We start from the raw sequence: 23,507 nt of genomic DNA on the forward strand, positions 1-23,507 counted from the left end.
GGTCCCGGTCGGGTAGCCGCGGGCGGCGCGGTCGGGCAGGGTGGGCGGATGAGCACCCCGCACCAGTCCGACGAGACCTCGGTGATGGAGTTCGGGGTGATCCACGTCGAGCACGACGACCGGGTGCTCCGACCCCGCCCGTGGACCCGCCTGCAGTCCGAGTGGGCCGCGGAGCTCGCCCACGACCTGCCGGCCGGGCCGTTCCTGGAGCTCTGCACCGGCGCCGGCCAGATCGGCCTGCTGGCCGCGGTGCTGTCGGGGCGGCGCCTGGTCGCCGTCGACGCCGACTCCTCGGCCTGCGAGCTCGCGGCCCGCAACGCGGTCCGGGCCGGGGTCGCCGAGCGGGTCGAGGTGCGCGCCGGTGACATGCGCACGGCGGTCGCGGCCGGGGAGGCGTACGCGCTGGTGATCGCCGACCCGCCCTGGGTCACCACCGCCGAGGTCGGCCGCTTCCCGGAGGACCCGCTGCTGGCCATCGACGGCGGCGCGGACGGCCTGGCCGTGGCCCGGCTCTGCCTCGAGGTCGCCGGCGGCCACCTGCGGCCGGGCGGGCTGCTGCTGGTGCAGCTCGGTGACGACGCGCAGGCCGACGACCTGGCCGCCTCGGCGGGGTGGGTCGAGCGGGGCCGGCGCCACGGCGAGCGCGGCCTGGTCCTGCTCCTGGCTCCCGCCTGACCGGGCCGGCTCAGACCGGGCGGTCGGCCGCCGGCAGCAGCTTGTGCGTGGCGTCGCACCAGGGCGCGATCGCCGAGCGCCCGCAGCGGCAGAGCGCGCTGACCGGGCGGGTGGTCGCGTGCCGCACCCCGTCGCTGGTCTCCACCACGGCGGCGCCGCGCAGCAGCAGCGGCCCGCCGGCGCAGGGGAGGCGTACGGGGTCGCCCTCCACGACCCGCGCGGTCGGCTCGGCGTCGGCGCGGGTCACGCGGCGCCCCACCGGGTGAGCAGGTCGAGCGCGGTGCGGGCCTCGAGGTCCAGGCAGGTCCAGGCACCCAGCGCGACGTCGGCCAGCAGCCCCGGCTCCTCGTCGACCAGCGCCCCGCACACCCCGACGAGGGCCAGGTGCTCGTGCACGGCGTCGGCCTCGACGTGCTCGTCGTAGTAGCCCGCCATGTCCTCGCCGACCTCGAGCCGGCGCAGGCCCTGCGCGAGCTGGCGCGAGGGCACCGAGCTGGTGGCCTCGAAGGCGGCGAAGTGGCCGACCGCCGCCCCGCGCAGGCGCCGGTGCAGGCCGAACATGCTCACCGCGTTGTTCTGCTCGAGGATCGGCAGCGTCGCCTCGGCGACGTAGTGGCCGTACTCCGCCTCGAGCCCGGCAGCGGTCATGCCCCGCTCGAAGATCCGGTGGTGCAGCCGCTCGGGGTCGCCGGCGCCGTACTCGTCGGACTGCACCTCGACCAGCGCCGCCTTCGGCCGCGCGGTCAGCCGGGGGACCACCCAGCTCGTGGGGTCGGCCTCCTTGAGGTGGTAGAGCGAGCGCTGCCGCAGCAGGGCCAGGGCCTCCTCGCGCGTGCCGCGACGCTGCAGGTGGCGGGCCAGCGACGGCGCGTCGTCGGCCTCGATGATCCGCTGGACCAGGGCCGTGACGTCGTCGGCCGGGTCGACCGGCTCCCACCCGGCCTCGAAGCGGTCGCGCAGGCGCCGCTCGAGGTCCTGCTCCAGGGCGCGGCGCAGCGGCATCAGCTGCGGCGACCACTCCCAGGCGTCGTCGACCTCGGCGAAGCCGCGGTAGTGCAGCTCGTGCAGGACCCACAGGCACTGTGCCGCGTCCTCGGGGTCGGCCGCCGCCGGGTCCAGGGCGGAGGCCAGCCCGGCCGGCAGGGTGGCGTCGGCGTGCGCGGGCGCCGGGGTGAGCAGCAGCGCGTGCAGCGCGGTGCCCATCGGTCCGCGGGCGGGGGGCAGGAGCATCAGCGCGCTCCGGGTCGGGTGGTGCGGGAGGTGTGGGGCATCGCTTCCATCGTGGGGCCCCGACCCGGCGGCGGGACCCTCCGCAGGGGTTGATCTGCCCGGGTGCGCGCACCCGGCCCGGGATCCTGAGAGACTGGGCCCGTGACTGACGAGCAGCAGCCGGTGACCACGCCCGACCTGGTGGACCTCCACTGCGAGGCGACCGACCAGTCGACCGTGGTCGACGCCCTGCTGGGGCTGCTCGAGGGCGCCGGCCGCCTGCGGGACGCGGACGCCTGCCGGACCGACCTGATGGCCCGCGAGGCGATCGGCTCGACCGTGATCCCGGGCGGCGTGGCCATCCCGCACGCTCGCACCGCCGGGGTCGACGTGCCCACCGTGGCGGTGCTGCGCCTGAGCGAGCCGGTGGCGTGGTCCGCGGGCGCCGGCCCGGTCGACGTCGTGCTCGGCCTGTTCACGCCGGCCGGCGACAGCGACGGGTACCTCAAGCTGCTCGCGGCGCTGACCCGCTCCGTGGTCGCCCGGCTGCCCCGCGACCTGCGCGACGCCGGCTCGGCCCGCGAGGCCGCCGCGATGGTCCAGCGCGGGGTCGGCAAGCTCTGACCAGGTGACGCGCGCGGCCAGCCCAGATGACGCTCGCGGACAGCCGAGATGACGCTCGCGGACGGTCGAGGTGACGCTCGCGGCGCCCCGCCCTCGCCCGCATCGCCTAGGGTGAGCCGCACACGTCTCGTGGAATCAGGAACCCGGTGCGACTCCGGGGCGGTTCCGCCACTGTGACGCCCGGCCCGGCCCTCCGACGAGGACCGGACGGGCACAGCCAGACACTGGCCACGGGACTCCGCCGACCAGGGGCGAGAACCCCGAGGAGCCACCGTGAGTCGACCCGTCGACCGTCCCGCGCGCATCGCGCTGCTCTCCACCTCCGACACCGACCTGCGCTCGGCGCGGGCCTCGCGCACCGACTGGGTGTGGGCCAACCCGAGCCGCCCCGGGCACCAGTCGATGGCCGCCACGATCGAGGGCTGCGACCTGGTCGTCGGCCGGATCCTCGGTTCGCCCGACGACCTGTGCTCCGGCTTCGCACGGATCCGCGCGACCGGGATGCCGATGGTCGTCCTCGGCGGCGAGCAGCAGCCGGACGCGGCGCTGATGGAGCTCTCGTCGGTGCCGATGGGCGTCGCGGCGCAGGCCCACCGCTACCTCTCCGAGGGCGGGCCGGCCAACCTGGCGCAGCTGCACGCGTTCCTCTCCGACACCGTGCTGCTCACCGGGGAGGGGTTCGAGCCGCCGGTCGAGGTGCCCCTGTGGGGGATGCCCGCGCGGCCCGCTGCTGCGACCGACCTGCCGCGGGTCGGCATCCTCTACTACCGCGCCCACGAGGCCAGCGGCAACGCCGGCTTCGCCCACGCCCTGGCCGACGCCGTCGACGCCACCGGCGAGGCGGTCGGCGTCCCGGTCTTCGCGGGCTCCCTGCGCTCCGCGCCCGACGCGTTGTACGACGCCCTCGGCTCGCTCGACGCCCTGGTCGTCACCGTCCTCGCCGCCGGCGGCAGCGCGCCGGCCGGCGCGAGCGCGGGCGGCGACGACGAGGCCTGGGACGTCGAGCGGATGCGCGCCCTCGACATCCCCGTCCTCCAGGGCCTGTGCCTGACCTCGAGCCGCGCCGAGTGGGCGGCCAGCGACGAGGGCGTCACGCCGCTCGACTCCGCCACCCAGATCGCGATCCCGGAGTTCGACGGGCGGATCATCACCGCCCCGTTCTCCTTCAAGGAGGTCGACGAGGACGGCCTGCCGCAGTACGTCGCCGATGCCGAGCGGTGCGGCCGGGTCGCGCGAATCGCGGTCAACCACGCACGGCTGCGGCGTACGCCCCCGGCCGAGCGCAAGGTCGCGCTGATGCTCTCGGCCTACCCCACCAAGCACTCCCGCGTCGGCAACGCGGTCGGCCTGGACACCCCGGTCAGCACGATCCGGCTGCTGCGCCGGATGCGGGAGGCCGGCTACGACCTGGGCGCGCCCGGCGACGTCCCCGGCCTGGACCTGTCCGACGACACCGAGGCCGGGGACGCGCTGATCCACGCGCTGATCGACGCCGGCGGGCAGGACGAGGAGTGGCTGACCAGTGCCCAGCTGGGCGAGGCGCACGTCCGGATCCCGGCCGCGGCCTACCGCCGGTGGACCGCCGACGTGCCGGACGACCTGATGGGCGACGTGGTGGCGACGTGGGGCGAGGCGCCCGGCTCGCTGTTCGTCGCACCCCCCGCCGACGGGCGCGGCGAGGGCGAGATCGTGCTGGCCACGATCTCCGCGGGCAACGTCGTGCTGCTGATCCAGCCACCGCGCGGCTTCGGGGAGAACCCGGTCGCGATCTACCACGACCCCGCCATGGCGCCCTCCCACCACTACCTGGCGGCCTACCGCTGGCTGGCCGCGGTGCCCGACGACGGCGGCTTCGGCGCCCACGCGGTGGTGCACCTCGGCAAGCACGGGTCGATGGAGTGGCTGCCGGGCAAGAACGCGGCTCTCTCGGCGTCCTGCGCGACCGACGCCGCGATCGGCGACCTGCCACTGGTCTACCCGTTCCTGGTCAACGACCCGGGCGAGGGCGCCCAGGCCAAGCGGCGCGCGCACGCCACGATCGTGGACCACCTGATCCCGCCGATGGCGCGGGCGGAGACCTACGGCGACATCGCCCGCCTCGAGCAGCTGCTCGACGAGCACGCCAACATCGCCGCGATGGACCCGGCCAAGCTGCCGGCGGTGCGCGGGGAGATCTGGCAGCTGATGAAGGCCGCCGAGATGCACCGCGACCTCGGCCTGGACGAGCGCCCCGACGACCAGGAGTTCGACGACTTCCTGCTCCACGTCGACGGCTGGCTCTGCGAGATCAAGGACGCCCAGATCCGCGACGGGCTGCACGTGCTCGGGCAGGCCCCGGCCGGCGCGGGGCGGGTCGACCTGGTGCTGGCGATCCTGCGCGCCGCCCAGGTCTGGGGCGGGCAGACCGCCGCCGTGCCCGGGCTACGCGCCGCGCTCGGGCTCAAGGAGGGCGCCGAGGCCACCACCTCGGTCGACGAGGTCGAGGCCCGCGCCCGGGCGCTGGTCGAGCACATGGAGGCCGCCGGCTGGGACCCCGCCGCGGCCGCCGGCGCGCACGACGACCCGGAGGTGCAGCGGGTGCTGGCCTTCGCCGCCGAGCAGGTCGTGCCGCGGCTGGGCCGCACCACCGACGAGCTCGACGCGGTGCTGCACGCCCTCGATGGGGGGTTCGTCCCCGCGGGGCCGTCCGGCTCGCCGCTGCGCGGGCTGGTCAACGTGCTGCCGACCGGTCGCAACTTCTACACCGTCGACCCGCGTGCGGTGCCGTCCCGGCTGTCCTGGCAGACCGGGTCGGCGATGGCCGAGTCGCTGGTCGCGCGCTACGTCGAGGACCACGGCACGTACCCCGAGTCCGTCGGCCTCTCGGTCTGGGGCACCTCGGCCATGCGGACCTCGGGCGACGACGTCGCCGAGGTGCTCGCGCTGCTCGGGGTGCTGCCGACCTGGGACGAGGCGTCGCGCCGGGTCTCGGACCTCACCGTGGTGCCGCTCGAGGACCTCGGCCGGCCGCGGATCGACGTCACGATCCGGATCTCCGGGTTCTTCCGCGACGCCTTCCCGCACGTCGTGGCCATGCTCGACGACGCCGTCCGGATGGTCGCCGACCTCGAGGAGCCGCTCACGGAGAACTTCGTGCGCGCCCACGTGCTCGACGACCTCGCCGAGCACGGCGACCACCGCCGGGCCACGACGCGGATCTTCGGCTCCAAGCCGGGGTCGTACGGCGCGGGCATCCTGCAGCTGCTGGAGTCCGGGTCGTGGCGCGACGACGCCGACCTGGCCGAGGTCTACACGGCGTGGGGCGGGTTCGCCTACGGCCGCGGCCTCGACGGGGCGCCGGCCGCCGACGACATGCGGACCAGCTACCGCCGGATGGCGGTGGCCGCGAAGAACATCGACACTCGCGAGCACGACATCGCCGACAGCGACGACTACTACCAATACCACGGCGGGATGGTGGCCACCGTGCGCGCGCTGACCGGTGCGGAGCCGGCGGCGTACGTCGGGGACTCGACCTCGCCGGACCAGGTCCGCACCCGCACGCTCCAGGAGGAGACCAACCGCGTCTTCCGGGCCCGGGTGGTCAACCCGAAGTGGATCGGGGCGATGCAGCGCCACGGCTACAAGGGCGCCTTCGAGCTCGCCGCCACGGTCGACTACCTGTTCGGCTTCGACGCCACCACCGGCGTCGTGCACGACTGGATGTACGCCACGCTCGCCCAGGAGTACGTCCTGGACGAGACCAACCAGGAGTTCATGCGCCGCTCGAACCCGTGGGCGCTGCGCGGGATCGTGGAGAAGCTGCACGAGGCCGTGGACCGCGGGCTGTGGGAGGAGCCGGACCCGGACCTGCTGGCCCGGATGCAGGCGGTCTACCTCGACCTCGAGGGCGACCTCGAGGACCGCCACGATGGCTGACCCGGCCCCGGTGGTCGAGGAGCGGGCGCCGGCGAGCGTCCCGAGGCCCCGGCGGGTCGTCGTGGTCGGGATCGGGATGGGGCCCCAGCACGTCACGCCCGAGGCGGTCGCAGCCCTGGCCCGGGTCGACGTCGTGCTGGCCTTCGCCAAGGACGGCGAGGACGGGTCCGAGGACCCGCTGCTCGCGGTCCGGCGGGAGGTATGCGTCCAGCAGGGCCTCGACCTGGTCGTCGTGCCCGACCCGCCGCGGGATCGGCACGAGGACGTCGACTACGCCGCGGCCGTGGAGGCCTGGCACCGCGCCCGGGTGGGGGCGTACGAGCGGGTGCTGGCCGACCACGCCGGCGTGCTCGGCCTCCTGGTGTGGGGCGACCCCGGGCTCTACGACTCGACCCTGCGGCTGCTCGACGCGGTCGGCGAACGGGTGCCCCTGGAGGTGGAGGTCGTGCCCGGGATCGGCAGCCTGCCGCTGCTCGCCGCGCGGCACCGCGTGGTCCTGCACGACGTCGGCCACCCGCTGCACGTGACCACCGCGCGGCGGCTGCCCGAGGCGCTGGCCCAGGGCCAGCGCAACCTGGTGGTGATGCTCAACCGGCGCCTCGAGCTGGACGGGCTGGAGGACTGGTCGATCTGGTGGGGTGCCAACCTCGGCGGGGTCGGTGAGGCCCTGGTGGCCGGACGGGTCGGCGACGTCCTGCCCACGATCGAGGCCGCGCGGGCACGGGCCAAGGAGGAGGCCGGCTGGGTGCTGGACCTCTACCTGCTGCGGGCACCGGACGAGCAGGCAGCAGGGTGACGCGGCCGGACCGCGACGTGATGCTCTGCCGCGACTGCTGCTGCGGCGACCCCGGCAAGCACCCGGCGACCGACCACCGCGCCCAGCAGGAGGCACTGCTGGCCTGCGCCGGGGTCACGGGCCGCGGCGAGCGGGTACGGGTCCGCGTCGTCGACTGCCTCGGGCAGTGCGACCGCAGCAACGTGGTGCTCGTCCGCGACTTCACCCGCGGGCGCCGCCCGGTCGACACCTGGCTCGGCGACGTGCACGACGAGGACCTGACCTGGCGGGTGGCGGGGTGGGCCGAGCAGGGCGGCGAGCTGCCCGAGGACCTCGCCGCGCACCGGTTCGCGCCGTTCGTCCCGGGGCGCGGCTGATGGCCGGGATCCTGGTCGCCGGCACCACCTCGGACGCCGGCAAGTCGGTGGTCACCACCGGGCTGTGCCGCGCGCTGGCCAGGCGCGGGGTGCTGGTGGCGCCGTACAAGGCCCAGAACATGTCGAACAACTCCATGGTCTGCACCGCTGCCGACGGCACGGCCGCCGAGATCGGCCGGGCGCAGTGGGTGCAGGCCCTGGCCGCGCGGGTCGAGCCGGAGCCCGCGCACAACCCGGTCCTGCTCAAGCCGGGCTCGGAGCGGCGCAGCCACGTCGTGGTGATGGGACAACCGGCCGGGTCGGTCTCCTCGGCCGACTGGGAGCACGGCCGCGCGCACCTGGCGCGCGCGGCGCACGCGGCGTACGACGACCTCGCCGCACGCCACGACGTGGTGGTGGCGGAGGGGGCGGGGAGCCCGGCCGAGATCAACCTGCGCGCCGGTGACTACGTCAACCTCGGTCTCGCCCGGCACGCGGGGATGGCCACCGTCGTGGTCGGCGACATCGACCGGGGCGGGGTATTCGCGGCGATGCTCGGGACGCTGGCCCTGCTCGAGCCGGCCGACCAGGCGCTGGTCGCCGGGTGGGTGGTCAACAAGTTCCGCGGAGACCGGGCGCTGCTGGCGCCGGGCCTCGACCAGCTGCACGCGCTGACCGGGCGGCCGGTGCTCGGGGTGCTGCCCTGGCGCCCGGACGTGTGGCTGGACAGCGAGGACGCGCTGGACCTGGAGGGGCGCCGGGCGGGTGCGGGTGCTGCAGGGTCGGGGGGTCCCTGCCTGGTCGGCGGGGGCGGCGGCGGGTCGGGGGGTGCTGCTCACGGCAGGTCAGCCTACCGGTGCGTGAGCCAACCCCTCGATTCGAGCGACTCGCGCAGGTGCTCGGCCCCGACCTCCTCGACGACCAGCTCGACCAGGCCGACCGGGCGGCCGGGGTCGTGGTCGATGCGGACGTCCTCGATGTTGACCCCGCTGCGGCCCGCGTCGGCGAAGAGCCGGGCCAGCTCGCCGGGGTGGTCGGGCACGGAGACGTGCACGGTGCGCACCGGGCGGGCCGGGCCGCCGTGCTTGCCGGGGATGGCGCGGGTGCCGGCGGCCCCGCGGCCCAGGACCTCCTCCAGCCCGGGCCGGTCGGCCCCGGCCACGGCCGCGATCACCCGGTCCAGGTCGGCGCGCACCTCGCCCAGCAGCGCCACCACCGCGTCGGCGTTGGCGCTCACGATCTGGCCGTACAGCACCGGGTCGCCGGCGGCGACGCGGGTCACGTCACGCACGCCCTGGCCCGAGAGCGCCAGGTGGGAGCCCGGGGCCTCGGCCAGCCGGGCCGCCACGACGGAGGCCAGCAGGTGCGGCACGTGGGAGGTGCGGGCGACGGCCTGGTCGTGCTCCTCGGGCGTCAGCCGCACCGGGACCCCGCCGCAGAGCAGCGCGAGCGCCTCGACCACCGCGGTCGCGTCCGGCGCCGAGGCCGGGTGCGGCGCGACCGCCCACGGGCGGCCGTCGAAGAGGACCGCGGTCGCGGCCAGCGGGCCGGAGCGCTCGCTGCCGGCCATCGGGTGGCCGCCGACGTACCGGGCGAGCCCGGGGTGGGCGGCGAGCGCGTGCAGCGGGCCGGACTTCACGCTGCCGACGTCGGTCACCACCGCGCCCGGGACGTCGCGGACCCGGTCCAGCGCCCGTCCGACCTCGACGGCGAGGTGGTCCGGAGGCACCGCCACGACCACCAGGGCAGGCACGTCCCCGGGCCGGACCGCGCGGCCCGCCCCGAGGCCCGACGCGGTGCGGACGTGGTCGTCGTTGACGTCGCGCAGCAGCACCTCGAGCCCCGCCCGGCGGCAGGCCAGGCCGATCGAGGCGCCCAGCAGGCCGACGCCGACGACCTCGACGGGCCCGGGCACCCCGGCGACCACCGGCGTACGCGTGCCGGCGCCGCCGTCCTCACTCATCGGGGACGGAGCGCACCCGGCTGAGGTCACGGCGCAGGGCCGCGGCGCCGTGCAGGTAGACGTGGGTCAGGTCGGCGCGGGGCAGGTCGGTCTCGACGTGCGCCATCATCCGCACCACCCGCGGCATCGACCGCTCGATCTCGAGCTCCCGCGCGCACAGCAGCGGCACGTCGGAGAAGCCCAGCTGGCGGGCGGCGTAGGCCGGGAACTCGCTGACCAGGTCGGAGGTGGCGGTGAAGATGATCGAGATGAAGTCGTCGACCTCGAGGCCGTTGGAGGCCATCACGTCGCGCACCATCTCCTCGACCCGCTCGAGCATGTGCTCGCGCACGTCCTCCTCGAGCTGCGTGGCCCCTCGGACCGCCCTGACCGACACCGTGCCTCCTCCGCTCGCCACCTCTGGACGGGTCACAGGCTAGCGAGGGCAGGGGTCGGGGGTGGCGGGTGTCTCAGGCGCGCGGCCGGACCCGTCAGTCGTCCAGCGCGTCCAGCTCGCTCAGCGCCTGCTCCCAGCGCTCGCGCCGCTCGTCGTCGGACTGCTCCCACCACGGGTCGCCTCGCTCCCCCAGGCCGTGCTTGGCCAGGCCGGTGCGGTGACGGGCCGCGGCGACGGCCTCGTCGTCCCCCCGCTTGCGGGCGGCCCCGGTCCCGCTGCGGCCCCGGCCGAGGTGGGACTTCAGGCGCGCGGCGACGTCCTCGGGCAGCGCCGGGTCCTGGCGCCGCCACCGTCGTCCGTCGACGACCAGCCAGCGCTCCTGCTCGACCTCGTCGAGGTCCTCGGGCTCGGTCACCGCGCCCGACACCCCCGGGCCGGGGCGGCCTGCGTGAGTGCGAACCGGCCGGCCGAGACCGTGCGGTCCCGGCCGAGGTACGTGGTGGGGACGTCGACCAGCTCCCTGATGGTCAGCAGGCCCCCCGAGGGGCCCCCGTTGCAGCCCGACTCCCGCCAGACGACGTCCACCTCGACCATGAGCTCCCCGCCGGCCGCCAGGGGCCGGTCGAGCGGCACCGACGCGTCGCTCTCGTCGCGGTCGAACCCGTCGACCGCGACCTCCGTGCCGTCGACCTGCGCCGTGTCGTCGGCCCGGACGACGGCGCCTCCCTCGCGACCGAAGGACGTCAGACGCACCTGCCCGACCTGCACGTCGACGGGCCCTCGGTTCCGGATCGTCACCCGCACCCGGCAGTCCATCCCCGGGCGGGCCTCGACGACCCCGCGCGGCGTGATCGCGGTGCCCTCGCAGCGGGGAGCGCCGACGGCGACCTCGACCCGGCCGACCGCGTAGGTCGTCCAGGCGACGTAGCCCGCGCCCGCGACCAGCACGAGGACGATCAGGCCGGCGAGCACCCGCGACGCGCGGTCCACGTGGTCACATCTCCGCGCGGTCGAGCAGCGCGCCGAGCTCGTCGTGCGTGAGGTCACGCAGGGCGCCGACCGGCTGCTTGCCCAGGCGTACGGGCCCGATCGCGGTGCGGGTGAGGCGGCGTACGGGGTGCCCCACGTGGTCGAGCAGGCGGCGCACGATCCGGTTGCGGCCCTCGTGGATGGTCAGCTCGACGATGGACTTGCCCTGGGAGTCGTGCCGGGGGTCGCCACCGACCACGCGCGCGGCGCTGACGGTGACCGGGCCGTCGTCCAGCTCCACCCCGGCGATCAGCTGACGGACCGTACGGATGTGGACCTCGCCCTCGACCTCGGCGACGTAGGTCTTGTCGACCTCGTAGGACGGGTGTGCCATCCGCTGGGCGAAGTCGCCGTCGTTGGTCAGCAGCAGCAGCCCGGAGGTGTCGGTGTCGAGGCGTCCGACGTGGAAGAGCCGCTCCGGGCGGTCCTCGACGAGGTCCGAGAGGGTGCGTCGGCCCTGCGGGTCCGACATCGTCGAGACGACGCCGGTCGGCTTGTTCAGCACGAGGTAGACGTGCGGGGAGACCGGCGGCAGCCGGCGCCCCGAGACCCGGATCACTGCGGTGGTCGGGTCGACCTTCGTGCCGAGGCGGGTGACCACCTCGCCGTCGACGACGACCTCGCCCCCCAGCATCAGCTCCTCGCACTTGCGGCGCGAGGCGACCCCGGAGGCGGCCAGCAGCTTCTGCAGGCGCACCCGGCCGTCCTCGTCGACGGGCACGCCCTCGGGCAGGTCGCTCATGGGTTCTCCTGGGAGGCGTCGGGGGGCAGGTCGGGGGTGGAGGCCGGGCCGACCGGGTCCGGCGCGCGGCCGGTGAGGCCGGCAAGCTCGTCCTCCATGTCGGCCATGTCGGGCAGGTAGGGCGCCAGGTCGGGCAGGTCGTCGAGGCCGGTGACCCCGATCCGCTCGAGGAAGTAGCCGGTGGTGCGGAACAGGGTGGCCCCCGACTCGTGGTCGGCGCCGGCCTCCTCGACCAGGCCGCGGGTCAGCAGGGTGCGCATCACGCCGTCGACGTTGACCCCGCGGATCGCCGAGACGCGGGCCCGCGCGATCGGCTGGCGGTAGGCCACCACGGCGAGGGTCTCCAGCGCCGCCTGGGTCAGCCTCGCCTGCTGTCCCTCGAGGACGTAGGCCTCGACGACGGGGGCGTACTCGTCGCGGGTGTAGTAGCGCCAGCCGCCGGCGACGTTGCGCAGCTCGAAGCCGCGGCCCTGCTCGTCGTACTCGGCGGCGAGGTCGACCAGGGCCCCGGCCACGTCGTCGGCGGGGTGGCCGACAGCAGCGGCGAGCGTGGGCTCGTCGAGCGGCTGGTCGGCGATCATCAGCATCGCCTCGAGCGCGGGTCGCAGCGCGGCGACGGGGACGTCGAGCGCCGGGTCGTCGGTACGGGGGGCGTCAGTGTCCATCGGGGCCATCCTCTCGCGGGGCCGGCGGGTCCGCCTCCGGCGGGGCGCCGTCGAACTCGTCGGTGATCTCGACCTCGGCGTCCTCGGCGCCCGTCCACCGGATGCTGAGCTCGGCCAGCGCGCTGGCCTGCTCGAAGACGACCACACCCTCGCGGAAGAGCTCCAGCAGCGACAGGAAGCGGGCCACCGTGGTGAGGGTGTCCGGGGAGTCGCCGCAGAGCGTGCGGAAGGTCAGCGTGCCCTGCGCCCGGAGCCGGGAGACCACGAGCGCGCCCTGCTCGCGGACGCTGACGGTGCTGGTGTGGATGTGGTCGAGCGAGACCTCGACGACCGGCTTGGGAGCCAGCGCCCGCGCCGCCAGCGCGGCGAACTGCTCCAGGCCGATGCCGATCAGCACCTCGGGCAGCAGGGAGGCGTACCGGTCCTCGAGCCCGACGGCGCGCGGGTGGCGCCGCGACTCACCGGCGAGGCGCTCCCCCATCCGGGCCGCGACGAGCTTGAACGCCCGGTACTGCATCAGCCGCGCGAAGAGCAGGTCGCGGGCCTCGAGCAGCGCCAGGTCCTCCTCGTCCTCGACCTCGGCCTGCGGCAGCAGCCGGGCGGCCTTGAGGTCGAGCAGGGTGGCGGCGACCAGCAGGAACGACGTGGTCTGCTCGAGGTCCCAGACCGTGCCGCCGGCCTTGACGTGGGCGATGAACTCGTCGGTGACCCGGGAGAGCGAGACCTCGGTGATGTCGAGCTTGTGCTTCGAGATCAGGCTCAGCAGCAGGTCGAAGGGGCCCTCGAAGTTGTCGAGGTGCACCGCGAACGCCGGGGTGGGGTCCGGCTGCTCGCTCATCCCTCGGCGAGCCGTCGCACCAGCGCGCTGTCGGCACCGTTCGCGTCGTACTCGGCCAGCACGAGCGCCAGCGCCTCGCGCACCAGCCGGCCGCGGTCGACGGCCAGGCCGTGGCTGGCGCGCAGGGTCAGCCGGGTGTGCTCGATGCTGAGCAGCTCCTCGGCGGTGACGTAGACGGTCATCTTCTCGTCGTGACGGACCCGGCCGCTGGGGCGCCGCTGGGCGGGGGCGGTCTCGGTGGCGTCGTCGGGGACGGCGCGCACGGACCGTGGCTTGCCGGACCCCTTCGGCGCGCCCTCGGCGGCCTCCTCGGTCGGGCGGAAGAGGTCGTCGGCCGAGGGCAGGCTCACGCGTCGTGGCACCGGACCAGCACCTCCTTGGCCAGCTGGCGGTAGGCCGCCGCGCCCGGGGAGGACGAGGCGTAGGAGGTGATCGGCTCGCCGGCCACGGTGGAGTCGGAGAACTTCACCGTGCGGCGGATGACGGTGTGGAAGACGGTGTCGCCCCAGGCCTGGACCAGGCGCTCCATGACCTCGCGGCCGTGCAGGGTGCGGCCGTCGTACATCGTGCCGAGCACGCCGTCGATGGACAGCTTGGGGTTGAGCCGCTCGCGGACCTTGTCGATGGTGGTCTTGAGCAGCGCCACGCCGCGCAGCGCGAAGTACTCGCACTCGAGCGGCACGATCACGCCGTCGGAGGCGGTGAGCGCGTTGACCGTCAGCAGGCCGAGCGAGGGCTGGCAGTCGATGAGGATGACGTCGTAGGCCTCCATCGCCGGGCCGAGCACGCGCTGCAGCGTCTGCTCGCGGCCGACCTCGTGGACCAGCTGCACCTCGGCGGCCGACAGGTCGATGTTGGAGGGCAGCAGGTCCATGCCGGGCACGCCGGAGGGGACCACGACCTCCTCGAGGGTCACGTCGGACTGCATCAGCAGGTTGTAGATCGTGAGGTCCATGCCCTGGGGGTTCAGCCCGAGGCCGACCGACAGCGAGCCCTGGGGGTCGAAGTCGACCAGCAGCACGCGGCGGCCGTACTCGGCCAGCGAGGCGCCCAGGTTGATGGTCGTGGTGGTCTTGCCCACCCCGCCCTTCTGGTTGCACATCGAGATCACGCGCGCCCGGCCGCCCTCGGCGACGGGCCCGGGCTCGGGCAGGAACGGCATCGGCCGGCCGGTGGGGCCGATCTCGACCTCGTGCGCCGCCTCGGCGGGGGCGGCCGGCTCGGCAGGCTCGGCCGCCTCGGGGCGGGCCGGGCGCTCGAAGGGCAGCGGCTCGCTGGTGCCCACGGGCGCCTGCGGTGCGCGCGGCGGTGCCGGGGTGCGCACCATCGGGGGCATCTCGCCCGCAGCCGCACCGCTCTGCCAGCCACCGCCCGGGAAGGTTCCTGCGTCGGTCATCTGCCGCACCCCTGTCGTCTCGTGCCGCCCACGTGGGCCGTACCCCGACAGCATCGTTTGTCGACACGGCGACATTGCGCAGGCGCGCCGCGTGTCGGCGACCTGTCGGCGCCATGCGGGGAGCGGGGACTCGGGGCCGCGGTGCGCGCCCGTGTGACGCGTGGTGCCGGTGGTGCGGATGTGGTTCGTGCACCCGGACTTGACGGGCAAGTTTCGAGCTTGTCGGCCTTTGCAAAGGCCGACAAGTTCGGAAGTCCCCGGCCGACCGGGGACTTCGCGGCCCGGCCCCCGCCGCCCCGGCGTGTCACGGTCAGCCGGCGGCCAGTCGGCGGTCAGTCGGGGAGGACGTCCTGCTGGTCGGGGTGCCGCGCGAGCCACTCGGCGACGAACGGGCACTCGGCGACCACGCCGAACCGTCCGCCGCGGCGGACGTCGTCGAGCGCGCCGCGCACCAGCACCGAGCCGACGCCCTGGCCCTCGAAGCGGTCGGCGACCTCGGTGTGGGTGAAGGTGATCCGGTCCCCGTCGACCACGTAGGCGGCGAAGCCGGCCCGCTCGCCGGCGGCCCACACCTCGTACCGGTTGTCCTCGGGCGTGTGGCGCACCTCGAAGGCGTCCGTGGTGGGCTGTCCGGCACCGTCGGTGGGCTGCTGCGTCATGTTCCTCACCCTACGGGCGGGAATCAGACGCCGGGGGTGAGCGCTGAGGTGGTCGTACTTTCACCCATTCCCCCGACGAAAGGACATTCCGTGTCCCGTGCGTTCGAGCCCATCTCCGTGGGGTCCTGGACCCTCCCGCAGCGCTTCGTGATGGCGCCGCTGACCCGCAACCGCGCCGGCGAGGCCATGGCCCCCACCGACCTGGCGGTCACCTACTACGGCCAGCGGGCCGGGGCCGGCCTGATCATCAGCGAGGGCACCCAGCCCAGCGCCACCGGCCAGGGCTACCTGAACACCCCCGGCATCCACTCCCCCGAGCAGGTCGAGGGCTGGCGCAAGGTCGGCCAGGCCGTCCACGACGGCGGCGGGAAGATCGTCGTGCAGCTCATGCACGTCGGCCGGATCGCGCACCCGGACAACAAGCAGGGCCTGGAGACCGTCGCCCCCAGCGCGCTCACCGCGCCGGGCGAGATGGTCACCGCCGAGGGACGCGTCCCCCACGTGGAGCCCCGCGCCCTGGAGACCGACGAGATCCCCGGCATCGTCGAGGAGTTCGTGCACGCCGCGCGCTGCGCGGTCGAGGCCGGCCTGGACGGCGTCGAGGTCCACTCGGCCAACGGCTACCTGCTGCACCAGTTCCTCGCCCCGAGCAGCAACACCCGCACCGACGGGTACGGCGGCTCGCCCGAGGCCCGTGCCCGCCTCACCGTCGAGGTCACCCGCGCGGTCGCCGAGGCGATCGGCGCGGACAAGGTCGGCATCCGCATCTCCCCGGCCCACAACATCCAGGGCTGCCTCGAGGAGGACCCGGCCGACGTCGAGGCCACCTACACCTCGCTCGTCGAGGGCATCGCCGACCTCGGGCTCGCCTACCTCAGCATCCTGGCCGACCCTCGCAGCCAGCTGGTCAGCGACCTGCACAAGCGCTTCGGCGGCCCCACCATCCTGAACTCGGGCTTCGCCGACGTCACCCAGCTCGCCGACGTCGAGTCCGTGCTCGACGAGGGCCTGGGCGACCTGGTCGCCGTGGGCCGCGAGTACATCGCCAACCCCGACCTGGCCGAGCGCTGGAAGCAGGGCGCCGAGCTGAACGAGCCGAACAGCGACACGTTCTACGGCGGCGGCGCCGAGGGCTACACCGACTACCCGTTCCTCGGGGAGTCCCGCTCGGCCTGAGACCGGGCTACAGCCGGCGCATCGAGGTGGTGGCGAGCACCAGCTCGCCCACCTCGTCGCCGGCGTCCAGGTCCGCCACAGCCTCCACGACCCAGTCGTGGTGGTCGGCGGGGTCGTGGATCGTCTGGGTCACCCGCCACAGACGGGCCTCCACGTCCTCGTCGGCGCCCGCGGGCGTCCCGACCGCCTCCGTGACCCGGAGGAGGTCGGGCCCGCGGGCATCTCCGTCGGTCCGCACCTCGTCGTGCTCGGCGAAGTAGGCCTCGATCGCCTCGTCCCACCGGCTGCGGGTCATCACCACGCTCCGTGCGGGGTCCAGCCGGTCGGCGGCCGCCCGCTCCAGTGTCATCAGGCCGTCGAGGTCGTCGCGGGCCACCAGCTCGACCCGGCGCCACATCGCGTTGCGGACCATCACCTCGAAGACGCGACCCTGCTCCGACAGCGGTCGCGGCGGGCGGGCGCCGGTGGTGTCGGTGACGGTGCGGGCGACCGCGTCGGGGTCGGTCATCGCCTCCCACTCGTCGAGCAGGGAGGAGTCGGTCTGCCGCACGGTCTCGCCCAGCCATGCCTCGAGGTCCTCGAGCTCGGGGCTGCGCGCGGCCTCCGGCACGGTCTGGCGCAGGAACCGGTAGGCGTCGGTGAGGTAGCGCAGCACCAGGCCCTCGGAGCGTGCCAGCTGGTAGCGCGCGACGACGTCGGTGAAGCTCATCCCCTGCTCCCACATCTCGCGCACCACCGACGCGGGTGACAGCGCGTCCTCCGGCAGCCACGGGTGGGCGCCCCGGTAGAGCTCGTAGGCCGCCTCCAGCTCCTCGCGCAGCGGCTGCGGCCAGGTGACCTCGTCGAGCAGCGCCATCCGCTCGTCGTACTCCAGGCCGTCGGCCTTCATCTCGGCCAGCGCCTCGCCCTTGGCCCTGTTCTGCTGGGCGAAGAGGATCTGGCGGGGCACCTCGAGCACGGCCTCGGCCACCGAGACCACGTCGAGGGCGTGGTGCTCCGCGTCGGGGTCGAGCATCGCGATCGCCTCGAGCGCGAAGTGGGCCAGCGGCTGGTTCAGGGCGAAGTCCAGCGGCAGGTCGACGGTCATCACGTAGCGCCGCCCGTGCTCGTCGACCTCGTCGAGCCGGGTCAGCACGCCGGAGGCCACCAGGCTGCGGGCCAGGCGCAGCGCCCGGCGGCACAGCCGCAGCTGGCTGCGGCGGTCCTCGTGGTTGTCGGTGAGCAGCCGCCTCAGGACGACGAACGCGTCCTCCTCGCGCGACAGGACGTTGACGAGCATCGCGTTGTCGACCTTCATCCGCGACACGAGCTTCTCCGGCACGCCCGCGACGAGCTTCTCGAAGGTCTGCTCCGACCACACCACGGCGCCCTCGGGGGGCTTGCGCAGCTGGGCCTTGCTCTTGCGCTTGGCCTGCTTCTCCTCGCTCATCGCGGCGTTCTTGGCGTCGGCCTTGGCCTTGGCCTTCTCGTTGTCGATGACGTGCTCGGGCGCCTGGACGACCACGGAGCCGGCGGTGTCGAACCCGGCCCGTCCGGCCCGCCCGGCGATCTGCAGGAACTCCCGGGTACGCAGCACCCGCTGGCGGCGTCCGTCGTACTTCGCCAGGCCGGTGAACATCACGGTGCGGATCGGCACGTTGATGCCGACCCCGAGCGTGTCGGTGCCGCAGATGACGGCGAGCAGCCCGGCCTGGGCCAGCTGCTCGACCAGCCTGCGGTAGCGCGGCAGCATCCCGGCGTGGTGCACCCCGACCCCGCGGCGCAGCAGCTTGGACAGCGTCTTGCCGAACCCGGCCCCGAAGCGGAACCCGGCCAGCCGCTCGGCCCGGGTGGCGGCCTGCGCCTTGGCCTCGTCGCTGCGCGCGGTGAGCCAGGAGGCGTTCAGCAGGTTGCTGGCGTGCTCGACCGCGGCGGCCTGGGTGAAGTGGACGACGTAGACGGGGGTCTGGTGGGTCTCGACCAGCTCCTCCAGCGTCTCGGGCACGTGCGTGGTGGCCCAGGTGAAGGTCAGCGGCACCGGCCGCTCCGCGTCGTCGACGACCGCGGTCGGGCGCCCGCTGCGGCGTTCGAGGTCCAGCGCCAGGTCGGTGACGTCGCCGAGCGTGGCCGACATCAGCAGCACCTGGGCCTGGGGCAGCTCGATCAGCGGCACCTGCCAGGCCCACCCCCGCTCGGGCTCGGAGTAGAAGTGGAACTCGTCCATCACGACCAGGCCGACGTCGGCCGAGGCCCCCTCGCGCAGCGCGATGTTGGCCAGCACCTCCGCGGTGCAGCAGATGATGGGGGCGTCGGGGTTGACCGCGGCGTCGCCGGTCAGCAGCCCGACGTCGTCGGCGCCGAAGACCTCGCAGAGCTCGAAGAACTTCTCGCTGACCAGCGCCTTGATCGGGGCGGTGTAGAAGCCGACCCGGTCGTCGGCCATCGCCGCCATCAGCGCCCCGACGGCGACCAGGGACTTGCCGGAGCCGGTCGGGGTGGCCAGGACGACGTTGCTGCCCGAGAGCAGCTCGATGACGGCCTCCTCCTGGTGCGGGTAGAGCTCGAGCCCCCGCCCGGCGGCCCAGGTGACGACCTGGTCGAGGACCGCGTCGGCGTCGGCGCTCATCCGCGGGCCCGGGGGTGCGCGGTGGCGAAGACCTCGCGCAGGTTGTCGACCGTGACGAGCGTGTAGACCTGGGTGGTGGTCACCGAGGCGTGTCCGAGCAGCTCCTGGACCACGCGGACGTCGGCCCCGCCGTCGAGCAGGTGGGTGGCGAAGGAGTGCCGCAGGGTGTGCGGGGAGACCTCGCGGGTGACCCCGGCCCGTTCGGCCGCCTTGACCAGCACCGCCCAGGCGGACTGGCGCGAGAGCCGCCCGCCCCGGGCGTTGAGGAACAGTGCGGGGCCGGCCCGCTCGACGAGCGCGGGGCGCCCTCGGACGAGGTAGGCCGCCAGCGCCTCGCGGGCGTACGACCCGACGGGCACCAGGCGCTCCTTGCCGCCCTTGCCGCGCAGCAGCAGGGCACCCTCGCCGGGGGCGAGGTCGACGACCTCCTGCACGTCGTCGACGTCGAGACCCACCGCCTCGGAGATCCGGGCGCCGGTGCCGTAGAGCAGCTCGAGGAGCGCCCGGTCCCGCAGCGCCAGCGGCGTCCCCGGCGCACCGGCCGCCTCCACGATCGCCTCCACGTCCGACAGCGGCAGCGCCTTCGGCAGGCGCTTGCCCGGCGCCGGGGGTCGTACGGCCGCCGCCGGGTCGTGCGCGGCCAGCCCGTCGGCCAGGGCGAACCGGTGGAACCCGCGGACCGCGACGACCGTGCGGGCCGCCGAGGCCGCCGCCAGCGGGGGGTGCTCGGTGTCGCCCTCGCGCAGCCGCGCGAGGAAGTCGGTGACGGTGGCCTCGGTGACCGCGTCGAGGTCACCGACCCCGACGGCCTCGAGGTGGGCGAGGTAGCGCCGCAGGTCGCGGCGGTAGGAGCTCAGCGTGTTGGCCGCCAGGCCCTTCTCGACCGCGAGGTGGTCGAGGTAGGTGCGCACGGCCACCGCGGCCCGTCCGGTGACGGGGCCGGTGGCGGGGTCAGTTGCGGGGTCCGTGGTGGGGTCCGTGGCGACGGCGCTCACCTCTCGCTCAGGCCAGGACCTCGTCGAGCGGGACGGCGGGGATGTCCCACGCCTCGCCGACGGGTCCGTTGGTCAGCGCACCGGCGTGGGTGTTGAGGCCCAGCGCCAGGCTGCGGTCGGTGCGCGAGGCGTCGGCCCAGCCCTTGTTGGCCAGCGCCACGGTGTAGGGCAGCGTCGCGTTGGTCAGCGCGTAGGTCGAGGTGCTGGGCACGGCCCCGGGCATGTTGGCCACGCAGTAGAACGTCGAGCCGTGCACCGCGAAGGTGGGGTCGTCGTGCGTGGTCGGTCGGGTGTCCTCGAAGCAGCCGCCCTGGTCGACGGCGATGTCGACGAGGACCGAGCCGGGCTTCATCTGCGCCACGAGGTCGTTGCTGACCAGCGTCGGGGCCTTGGCGCCGGGGATCAGCACCGCACCGATCACCAGGTCGGCCTGCATCACCTGCTGGGCCACCGTCAGCTGCGAGGAGGCCAGGCCGTGGACCCGGTTGTCGTAGCGCCAGAACGACATCCGCAGCTTGTCCAGGTCGGTGTCGAGCAGCGTGACGTCGGCGCCCATGCCGAGCGCGATGTTCGCGGCGTTCTGGCCGGAGACGCCGGCACCGATCACGACGACCTTGGCGTTGGAGACGCCGCCGACGCCACCCATCAGCACGCCGCGCCCGCCCTGGGCCTTGAGCAGCGCGTGCGCCCCGACCTGGGGTGCCAGGCAGCCGGCGACCTCGGACATCGGGTAGAGCAGCGGCAACGAGCCCGATGGCAGCTGGACGGTCTCGTAGGCCAGCGCGGTCACCCGGCTGCTCATGAGCTCCTCGGTCAGCGGGCGGTCGGCGGCGAGGTGGAGGTAGGTGAAGAGGGTCAGGCCCTCGCGCAGGCGGTGGTACTCCTCGGCGACCGGCTCCTTGACCTTCAGCAGCAGGTCGGCGGCGCCCCAGACCTCGTCGGCGTCGGGCACCATCGTGGCGCCGGCGGCGACGTACTCGGCGTCGGGGATCGAGGACCCCTCCCCCGCGCCCTGCTGGACCTGGACGGTGTGGCCGTGGGCGACGAGCTCGTGCACGCCGATGGGCGTGATGGCCACGCGGTACTCGTGGTTCTTGACTTCCTTCGGGACGCCGACCTTCATCGTGCTCTCTCCTTCGCAGGTCCGGGTCCACCACGCTGTGGACCGGGGGCGCGACGACCCTAGCGGGACCCTCCGACGAGCCCGCGGGCGTGGGCCGCCAGCACCGCGACGACCAGCGGGCCGTCGCCCACCCGCCCGTCGAGGACGGCCTCGACGAGGTCGGCGAACGGCACCCACCCGGCGACCATCTCGGCCTCCTCGTGGGCCGGCTCGAAGTCGCCGCGCCCCACGTCGGTGAGCCCGGTGGCCAGGAAGTGGTGCATGACCTCCTCCGAGATCCCCGGGGACGACCAGGTGGTGGTCAGGTGCGTCCAGCCGGTGGCCTCCAGCCCGGTCTCCTCGCGCAGCTCGCGGCGGGCCACCTGCTCGGGGGTCTCGTCGCCCTCGTCCATCAGCCCGGCCGGGAGCTCGACGAAGAGCCGGTGGGCGGCGTGCCGGTACTGCCACAGGCACCGGACCCGGTCCCGGTCGTCGACCGCGAGGACGATCACCGCACCGGGGTGCTCGAGGACCAGGCGGCGGAACGGCTCGTCCTCCGGGTGCCCGGGCCTGCGGATCCGGTCCTCGCGCAGCGACATCACCCAGTGGTCGCGGTGGAGGTCGCGGGTGGAGTCGACCGGCCAGGACTCCGGGCTGTCGGCCAGCGGCGGGTGCTCGCTCACGCCTGCTCCGGCTCCGGCTCGCGGCGCAGGCCGCTGTCGTCGATCTCGAGGCGCAGCTCGCGCTGGCGCTCGATGGCGGCGCCGACCAGGCCCACGAACAGCGGGTGCGGCCGGGTGGGGCGCGAGCGCAGCTCGGGGTGCGCCTGGGTGGCGACGTAGTACGGGTGCACGTCGCGGGGCAGCTCAACGAACTCCACCAGGTCGAGGTCGGGGTTCACGCCCGAGAAGACCAGGCCGGCCTCCTGGAGCTGCTCGCGGTAGGCGTTGTTCACCTCGTAGCGGTGACGGTGGCGCTCCTCGACGCGGGCGGCGCCGTACGCCTCCCGCACCACCGATCCGGCCAGCAGCTCGGCCGGGTAGAGCCCCAGACGCATCGTGCCGCCCAGGTCGCCCTCGCCCTCGACGAAGGACTTCTGCTCCTCCATGGTCGCGATGACCGGCTCCGGGGTGCCGGGGTCGAACTCGGTGGACCCGGCCTTCTCCAGGCCCAGCACGGTGCGGGAGTACTCGATGACCAGGCACTGCAGGCCCAGGCACAGCCCGAGGGTGGGGATGCCGTGGGTGCGGGCGTAGGTCAGCGCGCCGAGCTTGCCCTCGATCCCGCGGATGCCGAACCCGCCGGGGACGCAGACCGCGTCGACGTCCTGGAGGCGGCGCGCCGCCCCGGCCGGGGTGGCGCACTCGTCGGAGGCCACCCACTCGAGGTTGACCTTGGCCTCGTGGGCGAAGCCGCCCGCGCGCAGCGCCTCGGCCACCGACAGGTAGGCGTCGGGCAGGTCGACGTACTTGCCGACCAGCGCGATCGTGATCTCCTCGCGCGGGTGGTGGACCCGGCGCAGCAGGTCGTCCCACAGGGTCCAGTCGACGTCGCGGAACGGCAGGTCGAGGCGGCGTACGACGTAGGCGTCGAGGCCCTCGCGGTGCAGCACCTTGGGGATGTCGTAGATCGAGGGGGCGTCCGCGGCGGTGACCACGGCGTCCTCGTCGACGTCGCACATCAGCGAGATCTTGCGCTTGATCGACTCGGGCAGCTCACGGTCGGCGCGGCACACGACCGCGTCGGGCTGGATGCCGACCTGGCGCAGCGCGGCGACGGAGTGCTGCGTCGGCTTGGTCTTCAGCTCCTTCGACGGGCCGATGTAGGGCACCAGCGAGACGTGGAGGAAGAAGCAGTTGGCGCGGCCGATGTCGTGGCGGACCTGGCGGGCGGCCTCGAGGAACGGCAGCGACTCGATGTCGCCGACCGTGCCGCCGACCTCGGTGATCACGACGTCCACCGGCTCGTCGGGCTCCTGGCCGGCGGGAGCGTGCCCGCCCATGGCCAGGATCCGCTCCTTGATCTCGTTGGTGATGTGCGGGATCACCTGGACGGTGTCGCCGAGGTAGTCACCGCGGCGCTCCTTGGCGATCACGCTCGAGTAGACCTGGCCGGTCGTGACGTTGGCGATCTGCCCGAGGTCGGTGTCGAGGAACCGCTCGTAGTGCCCGATGTCGAGGTCGGTCTCGGCCCCGTCGTTGGTCACGAACACCTCGCCGTGCTGGAACGGGTTCATCGTCCCGGGGTCCACGTTGAGGTACGGGTCGAGCTTCTGCATCGTCACCCGCAGCCCCCGCGATCGCAGGAGACGTCCGAGGCTGGAGGCCGTCAGCCCCTTCCCGAGGGAGGACGCGACACCCCCGGTCACGAACACGTGCTTGGTCGGTTCCGCTCCGTGCACCTT

At 74.3% G+C, this 23,507-nt stretch carries 23 protein-coding genes, 1 pseudogene and 1 riboswitch; of the genes and pseudogenes, 7 read left to right on the forward strand and 17 right to left on the reverse strand.

From position 1 onward, the window contains the following. Window positions 1–48: 48 nt before the first annotated feature. The gene (locus GV155_RS10905) at window positions 49–675 is read left to right on the forward strand and encodes a methyltransferase (protein ID WP_160007889.1); all 627 of its coding nucleotides are present in this window, start codon (window positions 49–51) and stop codon (window positions 673–675) included. Window positions 676–685: 10 nt separating this feature from the next. Here the strand turns inward: GV155_RS10905 and GV155_RS10910 are convergent, their stop codons facing one another. Both GV155_RS10910 and GV155_RS10915 read right to left on the reverse strand, forming a co-directional pair. Further along, window positions 686–922, reverse strand: a complete 237-nt coding sequence (locus GV155_RS10910; RefSeq protein ID WP_236554257.1) for a CDGSH iron-sulfur domain-containing protein — start codon at window positions 920–922, stop codon at window positions 686–688. Next, window positions 919–1,905, reverse strand: a complete 987-nt coding sequence (locus GV155_RS10915; protein ID WP_236554258.1) for an iron-containing redox enzyme family protein — start codon at window positions 1,903–1,905, stop codon at window positions 919–921. The genes GV155_RS10910 and GV155_RS10915 overlap by 4 nt, the downstream gene beginning before the upstream one ends. 141 nt (window positions 1,906–2,046) lie before the next feature. Between GV155_RS10915 and GV155_RS10920 the strand changes: the two genes are divergently transcribed. From GV155_RS10920 to GV155_RS10940, 5 genes and pseudogenes are all read left to right on the forward strand, one after another. Further along, entirely contained in the window at window positions 2,047–2,508 is a 462-nt protein-coding gene (locus GV155_RS10920; protein WP_160007891.1) for a PTS sugar transporter subunit IIA, read from the forward strand. A 110-nt stretch (window positions 2,509–2,618) separates the two neighbouring features. Then, window positions 2,619–2,738, forward strand: a riboswitch (cobalamin riboswitch). Window positions 2,739–2,781: 43 nt separating this feature from the next. Continuing rightward, window positions 2,782–6,426, forward strand: coding sequence for a cobaltochelatase subunit CobN (cobN, locus tag GV155_RS10925; protein WP_160007893.1), 3,645 nt, complete (start codon window positions 2,782–2,784; stop codon window positions 6,424–6,426). Further along, the gene (cobF, locus tag GV155_RS10930) at window positions 6,419–7,222 is read left to right on the forward strand and encodes a precorrin-6A synthase (deacetylating) (RefSeq protein ID WP_160007895.1); all 804 of its coding nucleotides are present in this window, start codon (window positions 6,419–6,421) and stop codon (window positions 7,220–7,222) included. The genes cobN and cobF overlap by 8 nt, the downstream gene beginning before the upstream one ends. After that, window positions 7,219–7,578, forward strand: coding sequence for a (2Fe-2S) ferredoxin domain-containing protein (locus GV155_RS10935; RefSeq protein ID WP_160007897.1), 360 nt, complete (start codon window positions 7,219–7,221; stop codon window positions 7,576–7,578). The genes cobF and GV155_RS10935 overlap by 4 nt, the downstream gene beginning before the upstream one ends. After that, window positions 7,578–8,318 (forward strand): annotated as a pseudogene (locus GV155_RS10940) (cobyric acid synthase); the annotation flags it as partial. The gene GV155_RS10935 and the pseudogene GV155_RS10940, both read left to right, overlap by 1 nt. A gap of 89 nt (window positions 8,319–8,407) precedes the next feature. Here GV155_RS10940 and GV155_RS10945 read toward each other — a convergent pair. From GV155_RS10945 to GV155_RS10990, 10 genes are all read right to left on the reverse strand, one after another. Continuing rightward, entirely contained in the window at window positions 8,408–9,520 is a 1,113-nt protein-coding gene (locus GV155_RS10945; RefSeq protein ID WP_160007899.1) for a prephenate dehydrogenase, read from the reverse strand. Continuing rightward, window positions 9,513–9,896, reverse strand: a complete 384-nt coding sequence (gene aroH / locus GV155_RS10950; protein ID WP_160007901.1) for a chorismate mutase — start codon at window positions 9,894–9,896, stop codon at window positions 9,513–9,515. Before aroH ends, GV155_RS10945 begins: the two co-directional genes overlap by 8 nt. 94 nt (window positions 9,897–9,990) lie before the next feature. Then, the gene (locus GV155_RS10955; RefSeq protein WP_160007903.1) at window positions 9,991–10,311 is read right to left on the reverse strand and encodes a biopolymer transporter Tol; all 321 of its coding nucleotides are present in this window, start codon (window positions 10,309–10,311) and stop codon (window positions 9,991–9,993) included. Further along, entirely contained in the window at window positions 10,308–10,886 is a 579-nt protein-coding gene (locus GV155_RS10960; RefSeq protein WP_160007905.1) for a hypothetical protein, read from the reverse strand. Before GV155_RS10960 ends, GV155_RS10955 begins: the two co-directional genes overlap by 4 nt. Window positions 10,887–10,890: 4 nt before the next feature. Continuing rightward, entirely contained in the window at window positions 10,891–11,667 is a 777-nt protein-coding gene (locus GV155_RS10965) for a pseudouridine synthase (protein WP_160007907.1), read from the reverse strand. Beyond that, window positions 11,664–12,332 carry an SMC-Scp complex subunit ScpB gene (scpB, locus tag GV155_RS10970; protein WP_160007909.1) on the reverse strand — a complete coding sequence of 223 codons (669 nt, stop codon included), beginning with the start codon at window positions 12,330–12,332 and terminating at the stop codon, window positions 11,664–11,666. The genes GV155_RS10965 and scpB overlap by 4 nt, the downstream gene beginning before the upstream one ends. Then, the gene (locus tag GV155_RS10975; RefSeq protein WP_160007911.1) at window positions 12,322–13,170 is read right to left on the reverse strand and encodes a segregation and condensation protein A; all 849 of its coding nucleotides are present in this window, start codon (window positions 13,168–13,170) and stop codon (window positions 12,322–12,324) included. The genes scpB and GV155_RS10975 overlap by 11 nt, the downstream gene beginning before the upstream one ends. Next, window positions 13,167–13,532: a hypothetical protein gene (locus tag GV155_RS10980; RefSeq protein WP_160007913.1), complete on the reverse strand. Its 366-nt coding sequence runs from the start codon at window positions 13,530–13,532 to the stop codon at window positions 13,167–13,169. The genes GV155_RS10975 and GV155_RS10980 overlap by 4 nt, the downstream gene beginning before the upstream one ends. Next, the gene (locus GV155_RS10985; protein WP_328820799.1) at window positions 13,517–14,566 is read right to left on the reverse strand and encodes a ParA family protein; all 1,050 of its coding nucleotides are present in this window, start codon (window positions 14,564–14,566) and stop codon (window positions 13,517–13,519) included. Before GV155_RS10985 ends, GV155_RS10980 begins: the two co-directional genes overlap by 16 nt. 332 nt (window positions 14,567–14,898) lie before the next feature. After that, window positions 14,899–15,225, reverse strand: a complete 327-nt coding sequence (locus GV155_RS10990; protein ID WP_160007915.1) for a GNAT family N-acetyltransferase — start codon at window positions 15,223–15,225, stop codon at window positions 14,899–14,901. A gap of 90 nt (window positions 15,226–15,315) precedes the next feature. Between GV155_RS10990 and GV155_RS10995 the strand changes: the two genes are divergently transcribed. After that, window positions 15,316–16,401 carry an alkene reductase gene (locus tag GV155_RS10995; RefSeq protein ID WP_160007917.1) on the forward strand — a complete coding sequence of 362 codons (1,086 nt, stop codon included), beginning with the start codon at window positions 15,316–15,318 and terminating at the stop codon, window positions 16,399–16,401. Between the two features lie 7 nt (window positions 16,402–16,408). Here the strand turns inward: GV155_RS10995 and GV155_RS11000 are convergent, their stop codons facing one another. The 5 genes from GV155_RS11000 to GV155_RS11020 all read right to left on the reverse strand — a co-directional run bounded on the left by GV155_RS11000 (window position 16,409) and on the right by GV155_RS11020 (window position 23,504). After that, on the reverse strand, window positions 16,409–19,006 hold the full coding sequence (locus tag GV155_RS11000; protein ID WP_160007919.1) for a DEAD/DEAH box helicase: 2,598 nt from the start codon (window positions 19,004–19,006) through the stop codon (window positions 16,409–16,411). Beyond that, a complete protein-coding gene (locus tag GV155_RS11005; RefSeq protein ID WP_160011176.1) occupies window positions 19,003–19,917 on the reverse strand; it encodes a site-specific tyrosine recombinase XerD in 915 nt (304 codons plus the stop codon). The genes GV155_RS11000 and GV155_RS11005 overlap by 4 nt, the downstream gene beginning before the upstream one ends. A 91-nt stretch (window positions 19,918–20,008) precedes the next feature. Continuing rightward, complete coding sequence (gene ald / locus GV155_RS11010; RefSeq protein WP_160007921.1) at window positions 20,009–21,124, reverse strand: alanine dehydrogenase; 1,116 nt, start codon at window positions 21,122–21,124, stop codon at window positions 20,009–20,011. A gap of 59 nt (window positions 21,125–21,183) precedes the next feature. Further along, on the reverse strand, window positions 21,184–21,786 hold the full coding sequence (locus GV155_RS11015; protein ID WP_236554259.1) for an NUDIX domain-containing protein: 603 nt from the start codon (window positions 21,784–21,786) through the stop codon (window positions 21,184–21,186). Next, window positions 21,783–23,504 (reverse strand): CTP synthase, encoded by a 1,722-nt coding sequence (locus GV155_RS11020; protein WP_160011180.1) that lies wholly within the window; start codon window positions 23,502–23,504, stop codon window positions 21,783–21,785. The genes GV155_RS11015 and GV155_RS11020 overlap by 4 nt, the downstream gene beginning before the upstream one ends. Window positions 23,505–23,507: the final 3 nt, after the last annotated feature.

This window comes from Nocardioides sp. AX2bis, from assembly GCF_902506435.1.
In the GTDB taxonomy this organism is placed as follows: Bacteria; Actinomycetota; Actinomycetes; order Propionibacteriales; family Nocardioidaceae; genus Nocardioides.